This is a genomic window from Burkholderia cepacia ATCC 25416, from assembly GCF_001411495.1.
Taxonomy (GTDB): Bacteria; Pseudomonadota; Gammaproteobacteria; order Burkholderiales; family Burkholderiaceae; genus Burkholderia; species Burkholderia cepacia.
The window spans coordinates 2,883,644-2,901,602 of the sequence record NZ_CP012982.1; the positions used below are offsets into that span (position 1 = coordinate 2,883,644).

General features: G+C 67.5%; 15 protein-coding genes. 5 read left to right on the top strand and 10 right to left on the bottom strand.

Annotated features, from left to right (window positions below):
• Positions 1-7: 7 nt before the first annotated feature.
• The 3 genes from APZ15_RS30130 to sapR form a co-directional block, all read right to left on the bottom strand.
• On the bottom strand, positions 8-1,609 hold the full coding sequence (locus APZ15_RS30130) for an ABC transporter substrate-binding protein (RefSeq protein WP_027791891.1): 1,602 nt from the start codon (positions 1,607-1,609) through the stop codon (positions 8-10).
• A gap of 61 nt (positions 1,610-1,670) precedes the next feature.
• On the bottom strand, positions 1,671-2,234 hold the full coding sequence (gene ddpX / locus APZ15_RS30135) for a D-alanyl-D-alanine dipeptidase (protein WP_027791890.1): 564 nt from the start codon (positions 2,232-2,234) through the stop codon (positions 1,671-1,673).
• A 27-nt stretch (positions 2,235-2,261) separates the two neighbouring features.
• Positions 2,262-3,149, bottom strand: a complete 888-nt coding sequence (gene sapR / locus APZ15_RS30140; RefSeq protein ID WP_027791889.1) for a sap1 transcriptional regulator SapR — start codon at positions 3,147-3,149, stop codon at positions 2,262-2,264.
• Between the two features lie 259 nt (positions 3,150-3,408).
• On the opposite strand from sapR, the gene APZ15_RS30145 reads away from it, so the two are divergent.
• The 4 genes from APZ15_RS30145 (at position 3,409) to APZ15_RS30160 (ending at position 8,048) form a co-directional block, all read left to right on the top strand.
• Positions 3,409-3,657 (top strand): helix-turn-helix domain-containing protein, encoded by a 249-nt coding sequence (locus APZ15_RS30145; protein WP_021161351.1) that lies wholly within the window; start codon positions 3,409-3,411, stop codon positions 3,655-3,657.
• Positions 3,658-3,660: 3 nt separating this feature from the next.
• Positions 3,661-4,995, top strand: a complete 1,335-nt coding sequence (locus tag APZ15_RS30150) for a type II toxin-antitoxin system HipA family toxin (RefSeq protein ID WP_027791888.1) — start codon at positions 3,661-3,663, stop codon at positions 4,993-4,995.
• Positions 4,996-5,375: 380 nt separating this feature from the next.
• Complete coding sequence (locus APZ15_RS30155) at positions 5,376-6,632, top strand: oxalate decarboxylase family bicupin (protein ID WP_027791887.1); 1,257 nt, start codon at positions 5,376-5,378, stop codon at positions 6,630-6,632.
• Between the two features lie 90 nt (positions 6,633-6,722).
• A complete protein-coding gene (locus APZ15_RS30160) occupies positions 6,723-8,048 on the top strand; it encodes an Nramp family divalent metal transporter (RefSeq protein ID WP_027791886.1) in 1,326 nt (441 codons plus the stop codon).
• A 32-nt stretch (positions 8,049-8,080) separates the two neighbouring features.
• Here the strand turns inward: APZ15_RS30160 and APZ15_RS30165 are convergent, their stop codons facing one another.
• The 7 genes from APZ15_RS30165 to APZ15_RS30200 form a co-directional block, all read right to left on the bottom strand.
• Positions 8,081-9,334, bottom strand: coding sequence for a hypothetical protein (locus APZ15_RS30165; RefSeq protein ID WP_027791885.1), 1,254 nt, complete (start codon positions 9,332-9,334; stop codon positions 8,081-8,083).
• A 27-nt stretch (positions 9,335-9,361) separates the two neighbouring features.
• A complete protein-coding gene (locus tag APZ15_RS30170) occupies positions 9,362-9,904 on the bottom strand; it encodes a class I SAM-dependent methyltransferase (protein WP_021161346.1) in 543 nt (180 codons plus the stop codon).
• Positions 9,905-10,082: 178 nt separating this feature from the next.
• Positions 10,083-11,672 carry an ABC transporter substrate-binding protein gene (locus APZ15_RS30175; protein ID WP_027791883.1) on the bottom strand — a complete coding sequence of 530 codons (1,590 nt, stop codon included), beginning with the start codon at positions 11,670-11,672 and terminating at the stop codon, positions 10,083-10,085.
• Positions 11,673-11,809: 137 nt separating this feature from the next.
• Positions 11,810-12,145 (bottom strand): hypothetical protein, encoded by a 336-nt coding sequence (locus APZ15_RS30180; protein WP_021161344.1) that lies wholly within the window; start codon positions 12,143-12,145, stop codon positions 11,810-11,812.
• A gap of 257 nt (positions 12,146-12,402) precedes the next feature.
• Positions 12,403-12,732, bottom strand: a complete 330-nt coding sequence (locus APZ15_RS30185; RefSeq protein WP_027791882.1) for a hypothetical protein — start codon at positions 12,730-12,732, stop codon at positions 12,403-12,405.
• Between the two features lie 154 nt (positions 12,733-12,886).
• Positions 12,887-14,446, bottom strand: coding sequence for a DHA2 family efflux MFS transporter permease subunit (locus APZ15_RS30190; RefSeq protein WP_027791881.1), 1,560 nt, complete (start codon positions 14,444-14,446; stop codon positions 12,887-12,889).
• A gap of 403 nt (positions 14,447-14,849) precedes the next feature.
• Positions 14,850-15,752, bottom strand: coding sequence for a LysR family transcriptional regulator (locus APZ15_RS30200; protein WP_027791879.1), 903 nt, complete (start codon positions 15,750-15,752; stop codon positions 14,850-14,852).
• A gap of 145 nt (positions 15,753-15,897) precedes the next feature.
• Here APZ15_RS30200 and APZ15_RS30205 point away from each other — a divergent pair, with 145 nt between their 5' ends.
• The gene (locus tag APZ15_RS30205; RefSeq protein WP_027791878.1) at positions 15,898-17,928 is read left to right on the top strand and encodes an FUSC family protein; all 2,031 of its coding nucleotides are present in this window, start codon (positions 15,898-15,900) and stop codon (positions 17,926-17,928) included.
• Positions 17,929-17,959: the final 31 nt, after the last annotated feature.

Below are 17,959 nucleotides of genomic sequence, written 5' to 3' on the forward strand. Positions count from 1 at the left end.
GTGAATCTTATTGCTTCTTCAGGTTGCGGTACGACACGAGATCGTTGATCGGTCCGACTTCGAGCCCGCTCACGCCGGGCCGCGTCGCGACCTGCGCGACTTTCTCGAACATGATCACGAACGGCGAGCGCGCGAGCATCTCCTTCTGCATCGCCTGATACCGTTGCGCGCGTTTCGCGGCGGTCGGCTCGGCGAGCGCGGCGTCGGTTTCCTTCGTCAGTTGCGGAATGTCCCAGCTGTTGCGCCAGGCCAGCATTTTATAGCTCGACTTGTCGGAATTGTCGGGGTTCCACGCAAAACCCTGCGCGTTGCTGTGCGGATCGATGTAGTCGGCCGACCATTCGCCGATGTAGATGTCGTGCTGGCGCGCGCGGTATTTCGCGAGCGTCTGCTTGTTGTCGCCGGGGATCAGCTGCACCTTGATGCCCGCCTGCGCGAAGTTCGCCTGCACGGCCTGCGCGATTTCGGTGTACGGATAATCGTTGCGCACGTCCATCGTCACCGAGAACCCGTTCGGCACGCCGGCCTTCGCGAGCAGCGCCTTCGCCTTCGCGACGTCGAGCCGGTACGGGTTCGCGTTCAGCGTGCCGAGGAAACCTTCGGGCAGGAAGGTCTGGTGGACCTTGTAGGTCGTCTTCACCACGTTGCCCTGGATGCCCGCATAGTCGACGAGCCACTTCAGCGCTTCCTGCACGTCGGGCTTCGCGAGCGTCGCATTCTTCGTGTTCAGGCCGAGATACAGCAGCGTCGCCTGCGGCGATGCCGACACCTTCGCCTTGCCGGATTTCACGACCGACGCCAGATCGTCGGGGCTCAGGTCGCGTGCCGCATCGACGTCGCCGTTCTCCAGCAGCAGGCGCTGGCTCGCGGCTTCGGGCACGTGGCGCAGCACGATGCGCTTCATCGCGAGCGGCAGCCGGTAGCCGTCGAAGCGCTGCAGCACGACGCTGTCGCCGGCGGTCCACTTGACCAGCCTGTACGCGCCGGAGCCGGCCTCGTTGGTCTTCAGCCACGCGTTGCCGAAGTCGCTGCCCTGCTGGTGCGACAGCAGCAGCTTCCTGTCGAGCACCGAGGCGGGCCAGGAGCCCAGCACGTTCAGGACGAAGGTCGGCGCGTACTTCTGGTCGGTCGTGACCGACACCGTCAGGTCGTCGAGCTTCTTCACGTTGGCGACGACGTTCGCCTTCGTGAGCCCGATGCCGGTCAGCACGGCCGCGGGCCCCTTGTCGAGCAGCACCGCGCGCTGGATCGACCACGCGACGTCGTCGGCCGTCAGCGGGTTGCCCGAGTGGAACTTGAGGCCGGGGCGCAGCTTGAACGTATAGGTCAGCCCGTCGGTGCTCACCGTCCACGACTGCGCGACGTCGCCGTTGAATTTCGACGGATCGCGCAGGTCGACGCGCACGAGCCGGTCGTACGTGTTCGCGACGTATTCCTCCGGCACCAGCTCGTAGACCTCGCCCGGGTCCAGCGTCGTGAATTCGTCGAGCAGCGTGGCCATCACGAACATGTCCTTCGGCGTCTCCGCATGCGCGGCGGACAGCGGAACGGCGGCGAGAACGGATGCGGCGGCCAGCGCCGCGACGAGCCGGGATGTCAGGGGTTTCATCTGCGCTCCATGTGTCGTTGAAGTCGTTGAACGTGAACGGTGGGGAGAATGCGTCGGGCCGTCACATCAGGCGCCACGGGCCGCTTGCCGCATTGTCGATCTGGGGCAGCGCATGCGAGCCGGGCAGTTCGTAGTGCCACCATTCGCTGTCGATGTGCGCGAAGCCGGCCGCGTGCATCACGCCGAGCAGCAGCAGGCGGTTGCGCTGCACGGCTTCGGGCAGCCCCGCGTGGAAGTGGCCGGATGCGGCGACCATCTCGTCGAAGCCGGTGCCCATGTCGAGCGGCTCGCCATCCGCGCCGACGAGCGTCAGGTCGAGCGCGGTGCCGCGGCTGTGATTCGAGCCGCGGCCGAGATCGGCGACGAAGTTCGGGTCGGGCAGGAAATCCCACAGCACCTGCTGCGCCTGCGGCGGCCGGTACGCATCGTAGATGCGCAGCGTGAAGCCGGCCTGCGCGGCGACGTTCACCGCGCGGCGCAACGCGGCCTCGGCCGGCGCCAGCAGCAGGCAGTGCGCGCGGCGGTAGATCGGCTTGCCGGTCAGGTTGCGGTCGGTCGCGTAGACGAGGTCGATGTCGACGCGATGGGTGGCGGGCGTGATTTCGACGAGGCGGTGGTCGTTCATTGGCGGTTCGGGTTCGGTCGGGCTCGCTCAGGATTCGAATTGGTCGAACGTGTGCTGCAGTTCGCGGTTGCGCGCGACGCGCCGGTCGATCGCGGGGCCGAGGCGGTCGACCACGGCCGTGATCAGCAGGTTGAACAGGCAGGTGAGCGGTGCGAGCGAATCCCAGAACTGGCCGACGTCGGTCTTCACCTGCAGCAGGTCGGCCGGCCAGTCGCGCGCCCACGGGCACGAGAGGTCGGTGACCAGCGCGAACGGCTGCCCGCGCTCGGCGGCCGCCTGGCAATAGCGGCGCGCGCTGCGGGAATACGCGCGGGTGTCGGTGACGATGCAGTACGGCCGCTCGAATTCGGAGTTCAGCGAATCGACGTACGAGCCCGACTGGCCGTCGGAATAGAACACGCGCGGGCGCAGGTACTCGAGGTAGCTGCTGAACGCGTTGCTGATCCCGCGCGTCGACTGGATGCCGAGGATGAATACCGCGTCCGCATGCGCGATCCGGTCAGCGACCTGCGCGAACACCGGGCCTTCGGCGAGGCGGTACACGTGGCGGATCGCGTCGAGCTCGCGCTCGAGCGACGATGCGAGCGGGCTGTTGCCGGCATCGCCGTTGCCGTTTCCGTGGGCCGGTTGCGTACCCGCGATGCGGCGGTATTCGTCGAGCCGGTCGGTGATCATCCACGGGCGATCGCCTCCGCCGCGCAGCTCGCGTTTCAGGTCGTCGAGATTGCGGTAGCCGACGCTGCGCAGGAAGCGCCCGACCGAGATGCCGCTCGTGCCGGCCTGCTGCGCGATCTGGTCGGCCGTTTCGAGCCCGAGCCGGTCGAGGTTCGCGAGCATGTAGCTCGCGATGCGCTTCGCGGTCGGCGTGAGCTCGGCGTAGCGGGATTCGACGGTACGGGCGAACGCGCAGGTCATCGGCTGTTAGATCGTTGTCGTCTGATGATCGAATGTCATCTATCTAACGAAGCCAAAATCATTCGCGCCAGCGGATAAAAACTATGGTGTGAGGATAGGTGATAGGGTCGGAAGTGCGTTCGACGGTGGGGCGGTCCGCGCCGGAAGGGGCTTGATTTTATCTCTGCCAGGAATAATTTGCGTTTATGTCTGATGGAGATAATTTGCGTTTATGTCTGTCAGGCATATACTGCATTTATTGTCTTCGGGGATCCGTGCCGTGAACTTCATCGTCAATACGTCCGCGCAACTGGGCGAAATCCTGTCTTCCGCGCGTCAGGCAAAGGGCCTGACGCAAGCGGAAGCGGCCGGGAGAATCGGCGTGGGCCAGTCGCGCCTGTCGTCGCTCGAAACCACGCGTACCGAAAGCCTGTCGCTTAGCCAGTTGCTCGAGTTGACCGCGCTGTACGGTCTCGAACTCAGCATCCGTACGAAGGACGGGCACGACGCAGCCGACGTCGAGTGGTAAGCGATGGGACGCAGAACGCACACGCGCGCATTGTCGATCTGGACGAACGGCCAGCGGGTCGGCACGTGGCGGATTCCCGCGCGCGGCGACATGGAACTCCTGTACGACGCTGACTGGAAACAATCGGCCGTCGGCCGCCCGTTGTCGCTGTCGCTGCCGTTCGGTGTCGGCGAAGCACCGCTGCGCGGCGAACGCGTGAATCACTTCTTCGACAACCTGCTGCCGGACAGCGATGCCATTCGGCGCCGCCTGGCCGCCCGGTTCGGCACGGCGACGACCGAGCCGTTCGATCTGCTCGCCGCGCTCGGCCGCGACTGCATCGGCGCGGTGCAATTGCTCGGCGAGGACGATGCGCCGACCGGCCTGAATCGCATCGACGGTACGCCGCTGTCGGACGACGACGTGGCACGCGTGCTCGATCAGGCGAGCGGGGTGGCGACGGCAGGCGGGGACGACGACGATTTCCGGCTGTCGCTGGCCGGCGCGCAGGAAAAGACCGCACTGCTGTTTCATGACGGACGCTGGATGCGCCCGCATGGCGCGACGCCGACGACGCATATTCTGAAATTGCCGCTCGGGCTGGTCGGCAACAAGCGGGCCGACCTGACGGCCTCCGTCGAGAACGAGTGGCTGTGCCTCGCGATCCTGCGCGCGTTCGGCCTGTCGGTCGCGCAGGCGGAAATCGTGCGTTTCGGCGCGCACAAGGTTCTGTCCGTCGCACGCTTCGATCGTGCGCTGCATCGCGATGGCGGGTGGCTGTTGCGCATGCCGCAGGAGGACTTCTGCCAGGCGCTCGGCGTGCCGCCTCATCTGAAGTACGAGTCGCACGGCGGCCCCGGTGTGCCCGATCTCGCAGGCCTCCTGCGCCGCTCCGAAACGTCGCGGGAAGATCTCGACACGTTGTTCGCCGCCCTGATCGTGTTCTGGATGCTTGCTGCACCGGACGGGCATGCGAAGAACTTCAGCCTGCGCCTGCTGGCGGGCGGCCGTTTCCGGCTGACGCCGCTTTACGACGTGATGTCGATCTGGCCGGTCGAAGGCGACGGCGCGAACCAGTGGTCGTGGCACAAGGCGAAGCTCGCGATGGCCGTGCACGGCAAGCGCAAGCACTATGCGATGCGCGACATCACGCGACGGCACTTTAGCGCGATGGCCGAGCACTGCCTGCTCGGCGATATCGCGACGCCGATCGTCGAACGGCTCGTCGCGATGACGCCGCATGTGATCGAATCGGTCGCCGCGGCGTTGCCGCCCGGCTTTCCGGCACGGGTCGCGGAACGGATTCTGGGCGGCTTGAGGTTTGCCGCGCAACGGCTCGACGCGATGCCGCGAGAGTGAACCGCTTCCGGTCGCGGCGCAGGTCGCCGGGATCCGGCGTATTCGCATCCGCACGGGCCGGCTCGAAACGATCGGTGATTCGAGTCGACCGCATCGTATCCCGATCTCGTGTTGTCGCCATGCAGGGTCGTCACGACCGGGCGCAATCGTCTCCCCTCATTCACCGAAATCCGTTCCCTTCCCGCCATCCCGCTGCACCGCAATAATTACAAAATTAAAGTCGATCAGCTTAATTCATTAATTCAGGTTAATAATTCATTTAATTTATTCGTCGAATTGTATTTAACTTGCGTGACGGGATGTTCGATTTTCGATAATCCGAAAAACGGCATGTGTTCCGTAATGGGAATTCACTTGATCGCAAGAATGAAGGAGAAGTCATGACGAATCTTTCTCGACGCAGGATGCTGGCGAATACGGCCGGCGCCATTGCCGCCGCCGGTATTGCGGTATCGGCCAAGGCCGCCTCGTTCGGCAATCCGGACAGTCCGCCGGAAGGCGCGGTCAATGCGCGCAACCGCCAGAGCCTGACCGATCCGGGGCCCAAAAATCCGGCTATCGCCAACCAGTTTCCGTCCTTTCAGGATCCGCCGGCCACCGATATCAACGGCATGCCGTTATTCTGGGCCTCGTTCAATAATTCGCATAAAAGAATTCAAAATGGCGGATGGGCGCGTGAAGTCACTCAGGACGATTTTGCGATTTCCGAAACCATTTCCGGCGTCAACATGCGCCTGACGCGCGGCGGCATTCGCGAGATGCACTGGCACCAGCAGGCCGAGTGGGCCATCATGCTCGACGGCCGGTGCCGGATCACGGTGCTCGACGAACTCGGGCGGCCATCGGTGCAGGACGTGAAAACCGGCGATCTCTGGTATTTCCCGCCCGGCCTGCCGCATTCGCTGCAGGGCCTCGGCACCGACGGCGCCGAATTCCTGCTCGCGTTCGATAACGGCCGCGCATCCGAATTCAACACGCTGCTGCTGACCGACTGGGTCGCGCACACGCCGCCCGACGTGCTCGCGCTCAACTTCGGCGTGCCGGCCGACGCATTCCGGAACATCCCGCTCGACAACCTGTGGATCTTCCAGGGCGACGAACCGGGCCCGCTCGCGGAAGCCCAGCGCGCATCGGCGTCGGCGGCAGGGGCGCCGCCGCATCCGTTCATCTTCTCGCTCGGCGACATGAAACCGGTCAGGAAGACCCGCGGCGGCGAAGTGCGGATCGCGGACAGCACGAACTTCAACGTGTCGACGACCGTCGCGGCGGCGCTCGTCACCGTGCATCCGGGCGGCATGCGGGAACTGCACTGGCACCCGAACGCGGATGAATGGCAGTACTACCTGCAGGGCGAGGCACGGATGACCGTGTTCGACACGGGGCCGAAGGCGCAGACGGCCGACTTCCGCGCGGGCGACGTCGGCTACGTGAAGAAAAGCCTCGGGCACTACGTGCAGAACACCGGCAACACCGATCTGGTGTTCCTCGAGATCTTCAAGACCGACCGCTATGCGGAAGTGTCGCTGTCCGACTGGCTCGCGCATACGCCGCCGAAGCTCGTCGAAGCGCACCTGAACGTCGCGCCGGACGTGATCGCGCAGTTTCCGCGCAACCGTCCCGACGTCGTGCCGCTGTAACGCCGCCGCTGCCGCCGCGGCCGGCAGCCGACATGCCGGCCGCGGCGCCCGACCTTCAGGAATCCTGCTTCATTCGAACGGAACACCACCATGATTCCCGTCACGAACAAACCTGCCGGCAGCTTCGCGCTGCCGAGTCTGCCTGCCGGCCATACCGGCCACACCGGCCACCCCGACGGCGCGGCGCGTGCCGCGCTGGAAGGGCGCCGCACCGGCGTCGCCGCGCTGCTGCCGTTCGTCGGCCCGGCCGTGATCGCGTCGATCGGCTATATGGACCCCGGCAACTTCGCGACCAACATCCAGGCCGGTGCCGCGTACGGCTACCGGCTGCTGTGGGTCGTGCTGGCCGCGAACGCGATCGCGATGCTGTTCCAGGCAATGTCGGCGAAGCTCGGCATCGTGACCGGCCGCAATCTCGCGGAGCTGTGCCGTGACCGGTTTCCCGCGCCGGTCGTATGGGGCATGTGGGTCGCGTCCGAGATTGCCGCGATGGCGACCGATCTCGCCGAATTCCTCGGCGGCGCGCTCGCATTCGGGCTGTTGTGCCACCTGTCGCTGTTCGCGGGGATGATCGCGACGGCGTTCGCGACCTGCGCGATCCTCGCGCTCGAAAAGCGCGGCTTCCGGCCGCTGGAAGCCGCGATCGCGGCGCTGGTCGGCGTGATCGGCGCGTGCTATCTCGGCGAACTGCTGATCGCGCCGCAGGACTGGCATGCGGCCGCGTTCCACCTGGTCGTCCCGCAGATTCCGGATCGCGCGGCGCTGACGATCGCGGTCGGGATCGTCGGCGCGACGATCATGCCGCACACGCTGTATCTGCATTCGGGGCTCACGCAGGATCGCACCGCGCCGCGCGACGATACGGAGCGGCGGCGGCTCGTGCGCTTCTCGAATCGCGAGGTGGTCGTCGCGCTCGGGCTGGCCGGGTTCGTGAATCTCGCGATGGTGATGATGGCGTCGTCGGCGTTTCACGCGAGCGCGCCGGGCATGACCGACATCGGCGACGCGTATCACACGCTGATCCCGGTGCTCGGGCCGGCGGCCGGCGCGCTGTTTCTCGTCGCGCTGCTGACCTCGGGCGTGTCGAGTTCGGTGGTCGGCACGATGGCCGGGCAGGTCGTGATGCAGGGCTTCATCCACCGCCGCATGCCGGTCTGGGTGCGGCGCGCGGTGACGGTCGTGCCCGCGTTCGCGGTGGTCGCGCTCGGCTGCGACGTCACGCGCGCGATGGTCGCGAGCCAGGTGGTGCTGAGTTTCGTGCTGCCGATGCCGATGATCGCGCTGCTGATGCTGTCGGCGCGCGCGGACGTGATGGGCGCTTACGCGATGCGGATGCCGCTGCGGATCGTCGCCGGCGCGGCGACGGTCGTGATCGTCGGGTTGAATGCGTACCTGGTGTGGGCGGCATTCAATTGACCGGCGGCGGGCCGCCGCCTGCTGCCCGCTGCCTACTGCTGCATGTCCGGCGCCTCGCGCAGCCGCCAGATCGCATTGCACTGCTGGCCGCCGAGGCTCGTCGAGCGCAGCGTGACGACGGTGCCGGGCGCGATCCGGTACGTGAAATGCGCCGTCAGCTCGGTGCCTTTCCGCTGCGGCTGCCCGTCGACCAGCACTTCGCACAGCAGCGGCGACGGCGACCCGGACGGGTGCGTGACATAGACGTTCAGCCGCGCGATGTCGCGTGTCGCGGTGAACACGACTTCGTGGTTCCCGCTGCCGATCAGCATCGTGCCGCCGGGTTCGTCGATCGCCTGCAGGTAGGCGCCCGCGCTTGTCTCGATCGTTGCGGCCGCAACGGTCAGCCCGGCCGAGCGCACGTAGTCGGTTGCCGCGATGCGCGCGGCGACCGCGTCGGACTGTGCCGGCGTGCCGTCCGACAACGCGAATGGCACGCCGTCGCGCAGCGCGGCGTCGACGTGGTTCGCGTAGTAGCGCCAGCGGTCGAGGAAGCGGATGTCGCCGGTCATGTGCAGCGCGCGGATCGGCTCGCCGTGATACCGGAGCGTCGTCGTGCCGGTGCCGGCATCGAACGCTTCGTGAATGCCGTACTTGCTGACGAAGTTCTGGACCGGATCGAGCAGCGCCGTTTCGCCCTGGGCGCTCCACAGGTGCAGGAACGTCGTATCGATCCCGAAGCATTCCTGGAAATCGGTGCCGATGCGGGCGGTGCAGTCGCGCAGGTGGCCGGCGTAGCGTGCCCACGCGTCGGCGGTCCCGGCAACGAGCCCGGCCTGCAAGGCGCTGCCGTGGCGTGCGGAGACTTCGTCGACGACGAGGCGCCAGTGATGGTCGCGCCGCTCGCCGATCAGCGGCGTGACGACGAACGTGCAGAACAGCGGGTCGGGGCACGCGTGGAGCCGGTCGTCGCCGATCTGCGAGAACAGGTCGAACGGCGGCGCGCAGAACCAGATGTCGGCGTCGTACAGCGCGAGCTTGCGGATCTGCGGGTTGCGTGCGCAATACTCGGCTGCCTCGATGAAGCGGCCGACCGGCAGCGCATACGCGCTCGACGCGTCGATCACGTCGACCGACTGGCTCGCGAGGATCTGCCGCTTGCGGTCGGACAGCCCGTAGCCGATCACCGCGATCCGGCCGTCGTAGCCGGTGTGCCGCAGCGACAGCAGGAACGGCACGAGCATCTCGTACCACGCGCGGTTGTTGTCGTTGATCGCCACGCAGACCGCGTGTTCGCTCGATTGCATGTTCGCCCCCCGTTGCGCGCGCCCGGCTCAGTAGCCGACGTGGCGCTCGCAGACGACCGCGCCGCAACCGCGGCTGTCGTGATACGTAATATGAAACTGCTTGTTGTCCCACAGCCACTGGAACACCGCCTGGTACACGCCGGCCACGGTCATGTCGTGCAGCACGATCTTCTTGCGCGCCAGCGGGCCGAAACGGTTCAGTTCGGCGAGCGTCTGCTCGTACGTATGGGTGGTGTCGATGAACAGCAGGTCGGCGGCGAGCGGCTCCATCGCGAGATCGTCGGCGATCCGGAATTCGAAGTCGATCGACAGGTCTTTCGCCGCCTGCTCCAGTTCGGGCCGGATCTGGAAATACTCGTCGGAGATGTCGACCGACACGAGGCGCTTCGGCTGCGCGAGCAGGAAGGCCGTCGTGGTCAGCCCGGTGAACACGCCGAGCTCCAGGATGGTGTCGCATCCGGCGGCCGTTTGCGTATAGAAATCGAAGCGGGAGGGGCTGTCGCCGAGCCAGCCGATCGGCTCGATCTTGTACTGAAGGAACTCCATTCGCAGTTGTTGTAGCGTGCGCATCCTGTTTTCCTTGGCGAAGCGGATTGGCGGATTCGATGGTCCCGATCGTCGCCGGTCGCGGCCGGCGTCCGTGGCGTCGCGCATTGTAGATCGCCCGCGCCGCACGGCATAGCACCGCCACGGCGGCTCGCGGCGATTACCCGCGCGCCGGCAGGGCCGGGCGCGCGGGCGGGCGCCATTATTTCGCGAGCGTGCGGTATGACACGAGGTCGTTGATCGGCCCGATTTCCGGCCCGGTCACGCCGGGGCGCGTCGCGACCTGCACGACCTTCTCGAACATGATGATGAACGGCGAGTTCGCGAGCACGGCCTTCTGCAGCGCTTCGTAACGCTGCGCGCGTTTCGCGGGCGACGGCTCGACGAGCGCGGCCTCGGTGTCCTTCGTCAGTTGCGGAATGTCCCAGCTGTTGCGCCACGCGAGCATCTTCGTCGGCGACTGGTCGGAGTTGTCCGGATTCCACGCGAAGCCGCGCGCATTGCTGTTCGGGTCCATGTAGTCGGGCGACCATTCGCCGACGAAGATGTCGTGCTGGCGCGCGCGATACTTGCCGATCGCCTGCTTCGCATCGCCCGGAATCAGCTTCACGCGGATGCCGCCCAGCGCGAAGTTCGCCTGCAGCGCCTGCGCGATCTCGAGGTACGGATAGTCGTTCGGCATGTCCATCGTCACGTCGAAGCCGTTCGGCAGGCCGGCCTTGGCGAGCAGCGCCTTCGCCTTCGCGACGTCCTGCTTGTACGGCCGCGCGTTCGACGCGCCGAGGAAGCCTTCGGGCAGGAAGGTTTCATGCACCTTGTACGTCGTGCTGACGATGTTGCGCTGGATGCCGTCATAGTCGACCAGCCATTTCATCGCCTGCTGCACCTCGGGTTTCGCGAGGTTCGGGTTCTTCGTGTTCAGGCTCAGGTACAGCAGCGCGGACACCGGCCACGATGCGACCTTGATCTTGCCGGCCTTCGTCAGCGCGGCGAGGCTGTCGGGGCTCAGGTTGCGCGCGGCGTCGGCGTCGCCGTTCTCCAGCAGCAACCGTTGCGCGGACGCTTCGGGCACGTGGCGCAGGACGACGCGTTTCATCGGGTACGGCGTGCGGTATTTCTCGAAGCGCTGCAGCACGATGGTCTCGTTGGGCGTCCACTTGACGAGCTGGTACGGGCCCGAGCCAGCGTCGTTGGTCCGGAGCCAGCCGCTGCCGAAATCGTTGCCCTGCTGGTGCGACAGCAGCAGCTTCTTGTCGAAGACCGATGCCGGGCATGCGCTCAGCACGTTGAGCACGAAGCTCGGTGCGTACTTGCGGTCGGTTTCGAGCACGACGGTCTGCGGATCGACCACGCGCACCTTCTGCGCCACGTTCGCCTTCGTGAGGCCGAGGTCGGCGAGCACGCCGGCCGGGCCCTTGTCGAGCAGGATGGTGCGCTGCAGCGACCACGCGACGTCGTCGGCGGTGACCGGGTTGCCGGAATGGAACGTGAGGCCGGGGCGCAGCTTGAACGTGTAGGTCACGCCGTCGGCGCCGACCGTCCACGATTGCGCGATCTGCCCGTCGAAGCGCGTCGGGTCCTTCAGGTCGACGCGCACGAGCCGTTCGTAGGTATTCGCGACGTACTCCGACGGCACCAGTTCGTAAATCCCGCTCGGGTCGAGGGTCGTGAATTCGCCGAGCTGCGTGGCGACGACGAAGATGCCGGGCGGCGTGGCCGCCTGCGCCGGCAGCGCCGGAACAAGCGCGACGAGCGCGGCGCTGACGAACAGCCGGGACAGCAGGTGCTTCATGCGGGCTCCGTTGAAAGGGAATCGTGGGTGCGATTCTCTCATCGACGGCCACCCGGATGAAAATATTCAGCGTGCGCGCCGACGGGCCGGCGCGCAGGCGCGAGCCGGGCGGGCGCCCGGCGTCGGCGGGGTTCGGATCAGATCAGGCAGCGTGCGAGCGCGAAGCGCATCGTTTCCTCGGGCGGCTCGCTGCCCGAGCCGCGCACGACCTTGACGACCGAACCGTTGCCCGACGGCGTCAGCGTGACGAAGTACGAGTTCGAGCCGACGGCGATGTCGGTCACGCCGTTGTGCTGCGATTGCTCGGTGCCCGGCAGGCGGCTGTCGAGGCAGTTGGCGATCGCGTAGGCCGGACGTTGCGACGACACGTACATCATCGGCGCCGCGCCGGACGAGGCGGCCGAGTCGGACGACGGCGCGGAACCGCAGGCGGCGAGCAGGGCGGCGGGAAGGAGCAGCAGGAATCGTTTCATGGTGGGTCGTCGTGGGTCTCGTATCGAGGCTGGGGCGCGGGGTAGGCGAAACGCGAAGCTTCGCGACGAAACCGCCCGGAATCGGGCCATGTTTGACGGACGACGATGCGGCAGGCGGCTGACGACGGAGTATACCCGCAGCATTTGACGCCGTTGACGCGTTGAAACGATTCGATACACAACAAGCACCCGCTGCCGCGCGGCGGCAGCGGGCGTTTCAGGGGGTGGCGAATGGGCACCTGCCGGTGTTGTCGATCTTATTGGCCGATCTGGTGGCTGACCGCATTTTCCTGCTGGTTCAGCACGTGCTTTTCGCTCTTCGTGATGTGGCTGCGATCCTGCGCAGCCATGTCCCGCTCTTCCCGGCGGATCTTGCGGTCGTCACGGTGCAGGCGCGCGGCCTGTGCGTGCGACATCTCGCCTTCCTTCACTTCGTGACGGATCCGGCGATTCTGGTTTGCGAGGCGCTGGTTGACCGCTTCGCGGCGCGGATGCGCCTGTTGCCACGATGTGTCGGCGAACGCGGTGCCGGTCAGTACCGACATCAGGGCGGCGGCAATCGCGAGATGGCGGGTCAGGGCTCGCATGGTGTTTTCTCCTGTCGTTGCGCGCTCGAATCGTGGGCGCTTGTCCAGAAAACGCGGCGCGGGCACCGGCTGTTGACGTTTCCGCCTGTATCGATTGCAAGTCTTTATTACGTCGGCGCGTGGCGGCGCGGGCTCCGGCCGCCGCGCACGCGGATCAATGCGCGCCGGCCGCCGCCGCGTCGGCATCGCCGCCGCCCGAGCGCGACGGTTTCGTGATCCAGATCAGCGGAATGATCGCGACGAAGATGATCGCCGATACATAGAAGATGTCGTTCAGCCCCATCACGGCCGCTTGCGAATCGACCGACGAGTTGAAGAGCGCGAGCGCCGAATCGGGGCTCAGGTGCAGCAGCGAGCGCGTCGTGTCGACGTGTTGCGCGAAGGTCGGGTTGTCGATGCTCGCCTGTTCGGTGAGCCGCGCGTGATGCAGGATCGTGCGGTCGTTCCAGGCGTTGCTGATCAGCGACGTGCCGACGGCGCCGCAGAACGTGCGGCCGAAATTCGACAGGCCGGCGGCGGCCGGAATCTTTTCCGGCGGCAGCCCGGACAGGATGATCGACGTCAGCGGCACGAAGAACATCGCCATCGGGATGCCTTGCAGCAGCGTCGGCAGCACGAGGTCCCAGCGCGACACGTCGGTATAGAAGGTCGTGCGCATCATGAACACGACCGCGAAGCCGACGAACGCGAGCGTCGCGATGTAGCGCGGATCGGTGCGCGGCAGCAGGCGCCCCATGACCGGCGTGAGCAGGATCGCGAACACCCCGAGCGGCGCGGTGGCGAGCCCCGAATCGACCGCGCGGTAGCCGAGATAGCCCTGCATCCACTGCGGCAGCAGCACGAGCGTGCCGAAGAACATCCCGTAGGCGACCGAGATCGCGATCGTGCCGCCTGCGAAATTGCGCTGCGTGAAGAGCCGCAGGTCGACGATCGGGTTGGCCTCGTGCAGCTCCCACACGAGGAAGAACGCGAAGCCGATCAGCGCGACGATGCCGAGCGCGACGACGACGGGCGAGTTGAACCAGTCGAGATCCTTGCCCTTGTCGAGCATGATCTGCAGCGACGCGACCCACAGCACGAGCAGCAGCAGGCCGACCGTATCGATCGGCAGGCGGCGCGTGGCCGATTCGCGATCCCGGAACACGATCCACGTGACGGCGGCCGCGAAGAAGCCCACCGGGATGTTGATGTAGAAGATCCACGACCAGTTGTAGTCGTACGTGATCCAGCCGCCGAGCGACGGCCCGGCGATCGGGCCGACGAGCGCCGTCATCGACCACAGCGCCAGCGCGCTCGACGATTTCTGCCGCGGCCACGCGCCGAGCAGCAGCGCCTGCGACAGCGGCGCGAGCGGCCCGGCGACCGCGCCCTGCAGGATTCGCGCGGCGAGCAGCGTCGGCAGGTTCGGCGCGATCCCGCACAGCCACGACGCGAACACGAACAGCAGGATCGACGTGACGAACAGGCGTACCTGGCCGAAGCGCTGCGTGAGCCAGCCCGTCAACGGAATCGACACCGCGTTCGCGGCCGCAAAGATCGTGATGACCCACGTGCCTTCGTCGACCGACACGCCGAGGTCGCCCGAGATGGTCGGAATGGCGACGTTCGCGATCGACGAGTCGAGCACGTTCATGAACATCGCGAGCGATACCGCGATCGTGCCGATCGCGAGCTTGCCGCCCGACAGCGGGGCTGGAGATGACGGAGTGGACATGGGTTTCCTGCGTAAGAAGCGTAAGGTGCTTGACGGCTGCGGCCCGTCGCGGCGGGCACGCGCCGCCGCGCACGCACGCGCGGGAAGGCGACGCAGGCGCGGCGCGGCTGCTGAACGGAAGGGCGCACGGCGCGCGATGCGGCCCGGTAGCCGGGGCCGACGCGTGCGATGTGCGGCTCGATCGGATGCACGAAGCCGTGACGGGCTTCGGAAGGCGGGATGCTGCCGGTCAGGAAGGCGGGACGCGCGTGATGCGTCTGCGGGCAGCGGTCAGGCGGCTGGCGTCGCCGGTGGAGTCGTTGTGCATCGCGACAGGCTAACGATGCGGCGAGCCGCCATCAACACGGGCCGGCTCATTAATCGATTTCGCGCCGCGCAATAATCGGTGTGCGAACCGAGCCGGTTACGGTGCGGTTCGCCATGCGGTGAACAGTTCCGCGAGGAAATCGACGAACGCGCGCACCTTGCTGTCGAGCGTCGCGCGCCGCGGGTACAGCACGTGCAGTTCGACGTCGTCGGCCCGGTGCCAGTCGGGCAGCACGATTTCGAGTTCGTTCCGTTCGAGCCGGCGGGCCGTGTAGTGCGTCGAGGCCAGCGCGATGCCGCCGCCGCTCGCGGCCTGGCGCAGCACCGTCACCGATTCGTTGGTGATCAGCACCGGCCGCACCGGCACGTCGGCGACTTCGCCGGCCGCATTGGTGAGCCGCAGCGTCAGGCCGGGCGCGTCGCGGCCGACGAGCAGCAGGTCGTGCCGCGCAAGGTCCTGCGGCGTGGCGGGCCGGCCGACGCGGTCGAGATAGGCGGGGCTCGCCGCGAGCTTCGCCTGCGACCAGCCGAGCGAGCGTGCGATGTAGCTGGAGTCGGTCAGCAAGCCCGCGCGCAGCGCGACGTCGAAGCCGTGCTCGACGAGATCGAGCGGGTTGTTGTCGTAGATCAGCACGAGCTGGACGAGCGGGTAGCGCCGGCGAAACTCGGCGAGCGCCGGCTCCAGTTCGAACAGGCCGATCGAGTAGGGCACCAGCACGCGCAGCGTGCCTTCCGGCGCCATGCGCAGCGCGCGGGCCTGGCGGTCCGCGTCGAGCAGGATGTCCTCGGCGCGCAGGCAGCGCTCGTAGTAGTCGCGTCCGGCCTCGGTGACGGACACGCGGCGCGTGGTCCGGTACAGCAGCTGGACGCCGAGATCGTCCTCGAGCTGCTTGACCTTGCGGCTCACGCGGCTGAGCGGCATGTCGAGTTGCGTGGCGGCGGCGGTGAAGTTGCCGCGCTCGACCACGCGCAGGAATATGCGGATGCTTTCGAAGTTCATACGGGGTGCTTCCGTGTTCGACCTGCGCGCATCTTACCTTCGCCGGCCGGATCGCTCCGTGCGGCGGCGATTATCCTGCCCGGTGCAATAACGCATCCTGTCCGCGCCTCTTAGTGGCGGCGGCGCGCCCCCGTATGCTCGCCGCATGAAATTCGCCTTGCCCGATCTGCCGCCGCGCGCGGCCTTCCGCACCGTGCTGCGCGACGCACGGCCCACGCTGCCGCCCGGTGCGCTCGCCTTCGCGTTGCGCAATACGGCCGCGTCGCTGCTCGCGCTCTACATTGCCTTCCGGATGAATCTCGACGACCCGAAATGGGCCGCATCGACGGTGTGGATCGTCGCGCAGGGCAGCCGCGGGATGGGCTTGTCGAAGAGCCAGTACCGGATTCTCGGCACCGCGATCGGCGCGGTCGTCGCGCTCGTGCTGACCGGTGCATTCGCGCAGACCCCCGAACTGTTCCTGCCGGCGCTCGCCGCCTGGATCGGCCTGTGCGCGGGCGTCGCGACGTTCCAGCGGAATTTCCGCGCCTATGCGGCGGTGCTCGCCGGCTACACGGCCGCGATCGTCGCGATGGATGCGGTATCCGCGCCGTTGCACGCGTTCGACATCGCGGTCGCGCGGTTCCTCTACGTGGTGGTCGGCATCCTGTGCGGCGCGCTGTTCGATACGGTCTTCGCGCCGGGCGCGCCGCTGGACGATGTCCGTACGCGGCTCAGGCGCTATCTCGACCGCGCGGCGGCGGTCGGCGCGGGTGCGCTGCGCCGCGAGCCGAACGTCGCTGCCGTGCACCGGCTGTTCGCGGATGCGCTCGAACTCGACACGGCGGCCGAATATGCGGCCACCGGCGCGCCGCCGGTGCGTAACGCGATCGGTCATCTGCGCACGGCGGTGCTGGGCGTGCTGTCCGCGCAGGCCGCGGGGCAGGCGTTGCACGATCACGCGGCGCGCAGCGGCGGCACGCCGGACCCGCTGGTCGCCGATGCCGCGCAGGTGCTCGACGGCGTGGCGGCGTCGGGCGAAGCGGGCGCCGCGCTCACCGCATTGCGGGCGCGCGTGGACGACGCGGTGCGCGCCGAGGCCGCGGAGCCGGCCGGCTCGGACCCGTCGCGCCTGCTCACGCTCGACCGGCTGGCGGCGCTGCTTGCCGGGTTCGACGCCGCCTTTGCGGGCAAGGCGTGGCTGGACCTGCCGAATCCGCCGGCGTCGCGGGTGCGCTATGCGTTCCACCACGATCCGGTGCTCGCGTGGCACAACGGGATGCGCGCGTTCATCGCGGTGCTGATCGCCGCGGCGTTCTGGATCGTGACGGCGTGGCCGTCGGGCGCCGGGTTCGTCGCGATCACGGGGGTGGTCTGCGCGCTGTTCTCGACGCGCCCGAACTCGGTGGGCGCCACCGTCGGCTTCCTGAAAGGAGCCGCCTGCGCGGCGGTCGCGGGCGCCCTTTGCAACTTCGTGCTGCTGCCGGCGGTGTCGGGCTTCGAGATGCTCGCATACATCCTCGGCGTGTTCACGATCGGCGCGGGCATCGCAATGCGTCATCCACGCGCGGCCGGCATCGGTAGCGGCTTCTCGATCTTCTTCTGGAATTTCACGTCGCCGGACAATACGGCGCGCATCGGCGACGCCGCCTTTCTCAATTCGGCGCTTGCCACGCTGCTCGGCATCGCGTTCGGCGCGATGGTGTTCGCGCTCGTGTTCCCCGGCGATCCCGGCGCGAGCCGGCGGCGCCTGCATTGCGCGGTGCGCGCCGACCTCGCACGCATCGCACGCAATCCACGGGCGTGGCCGGCGAGCGCGTGGCTGAGCCGCACGGCCGACCGTCTCGGGCGCGAGCTCGGCTTCGCGGGCCGTCTGCCAGCCACCCTCATCGAGCGCGACCTGCGCGACTTGCTCGCGGCCTGGACGATCGGCGACAGCCTGTTGGCGCTGGCCGAACTGGCGGCGCGCGAGCCGGCGGCGCGCCGTGCGGTCGCGTTGGTGCGGGGGCGGGTCGGGCTCGCGGATTTCGCCCGGCTCGAGCGGGCTTGCGGCGCGGCGGCCCGCGTGCTGCTGCGGCGCGTGACCGAGGTCGACAGCGACGACGGGCGCGCGCTGCTGCGCGGTGTCGTGCTGCTGCGGACGATCGCGGAGACGGCGGCCGCGCATGACGGCTTCCTGCGCGGCCGTCGGGATTGACGGGCAGACGGCGGCGGGGCGGCGGGGCGCG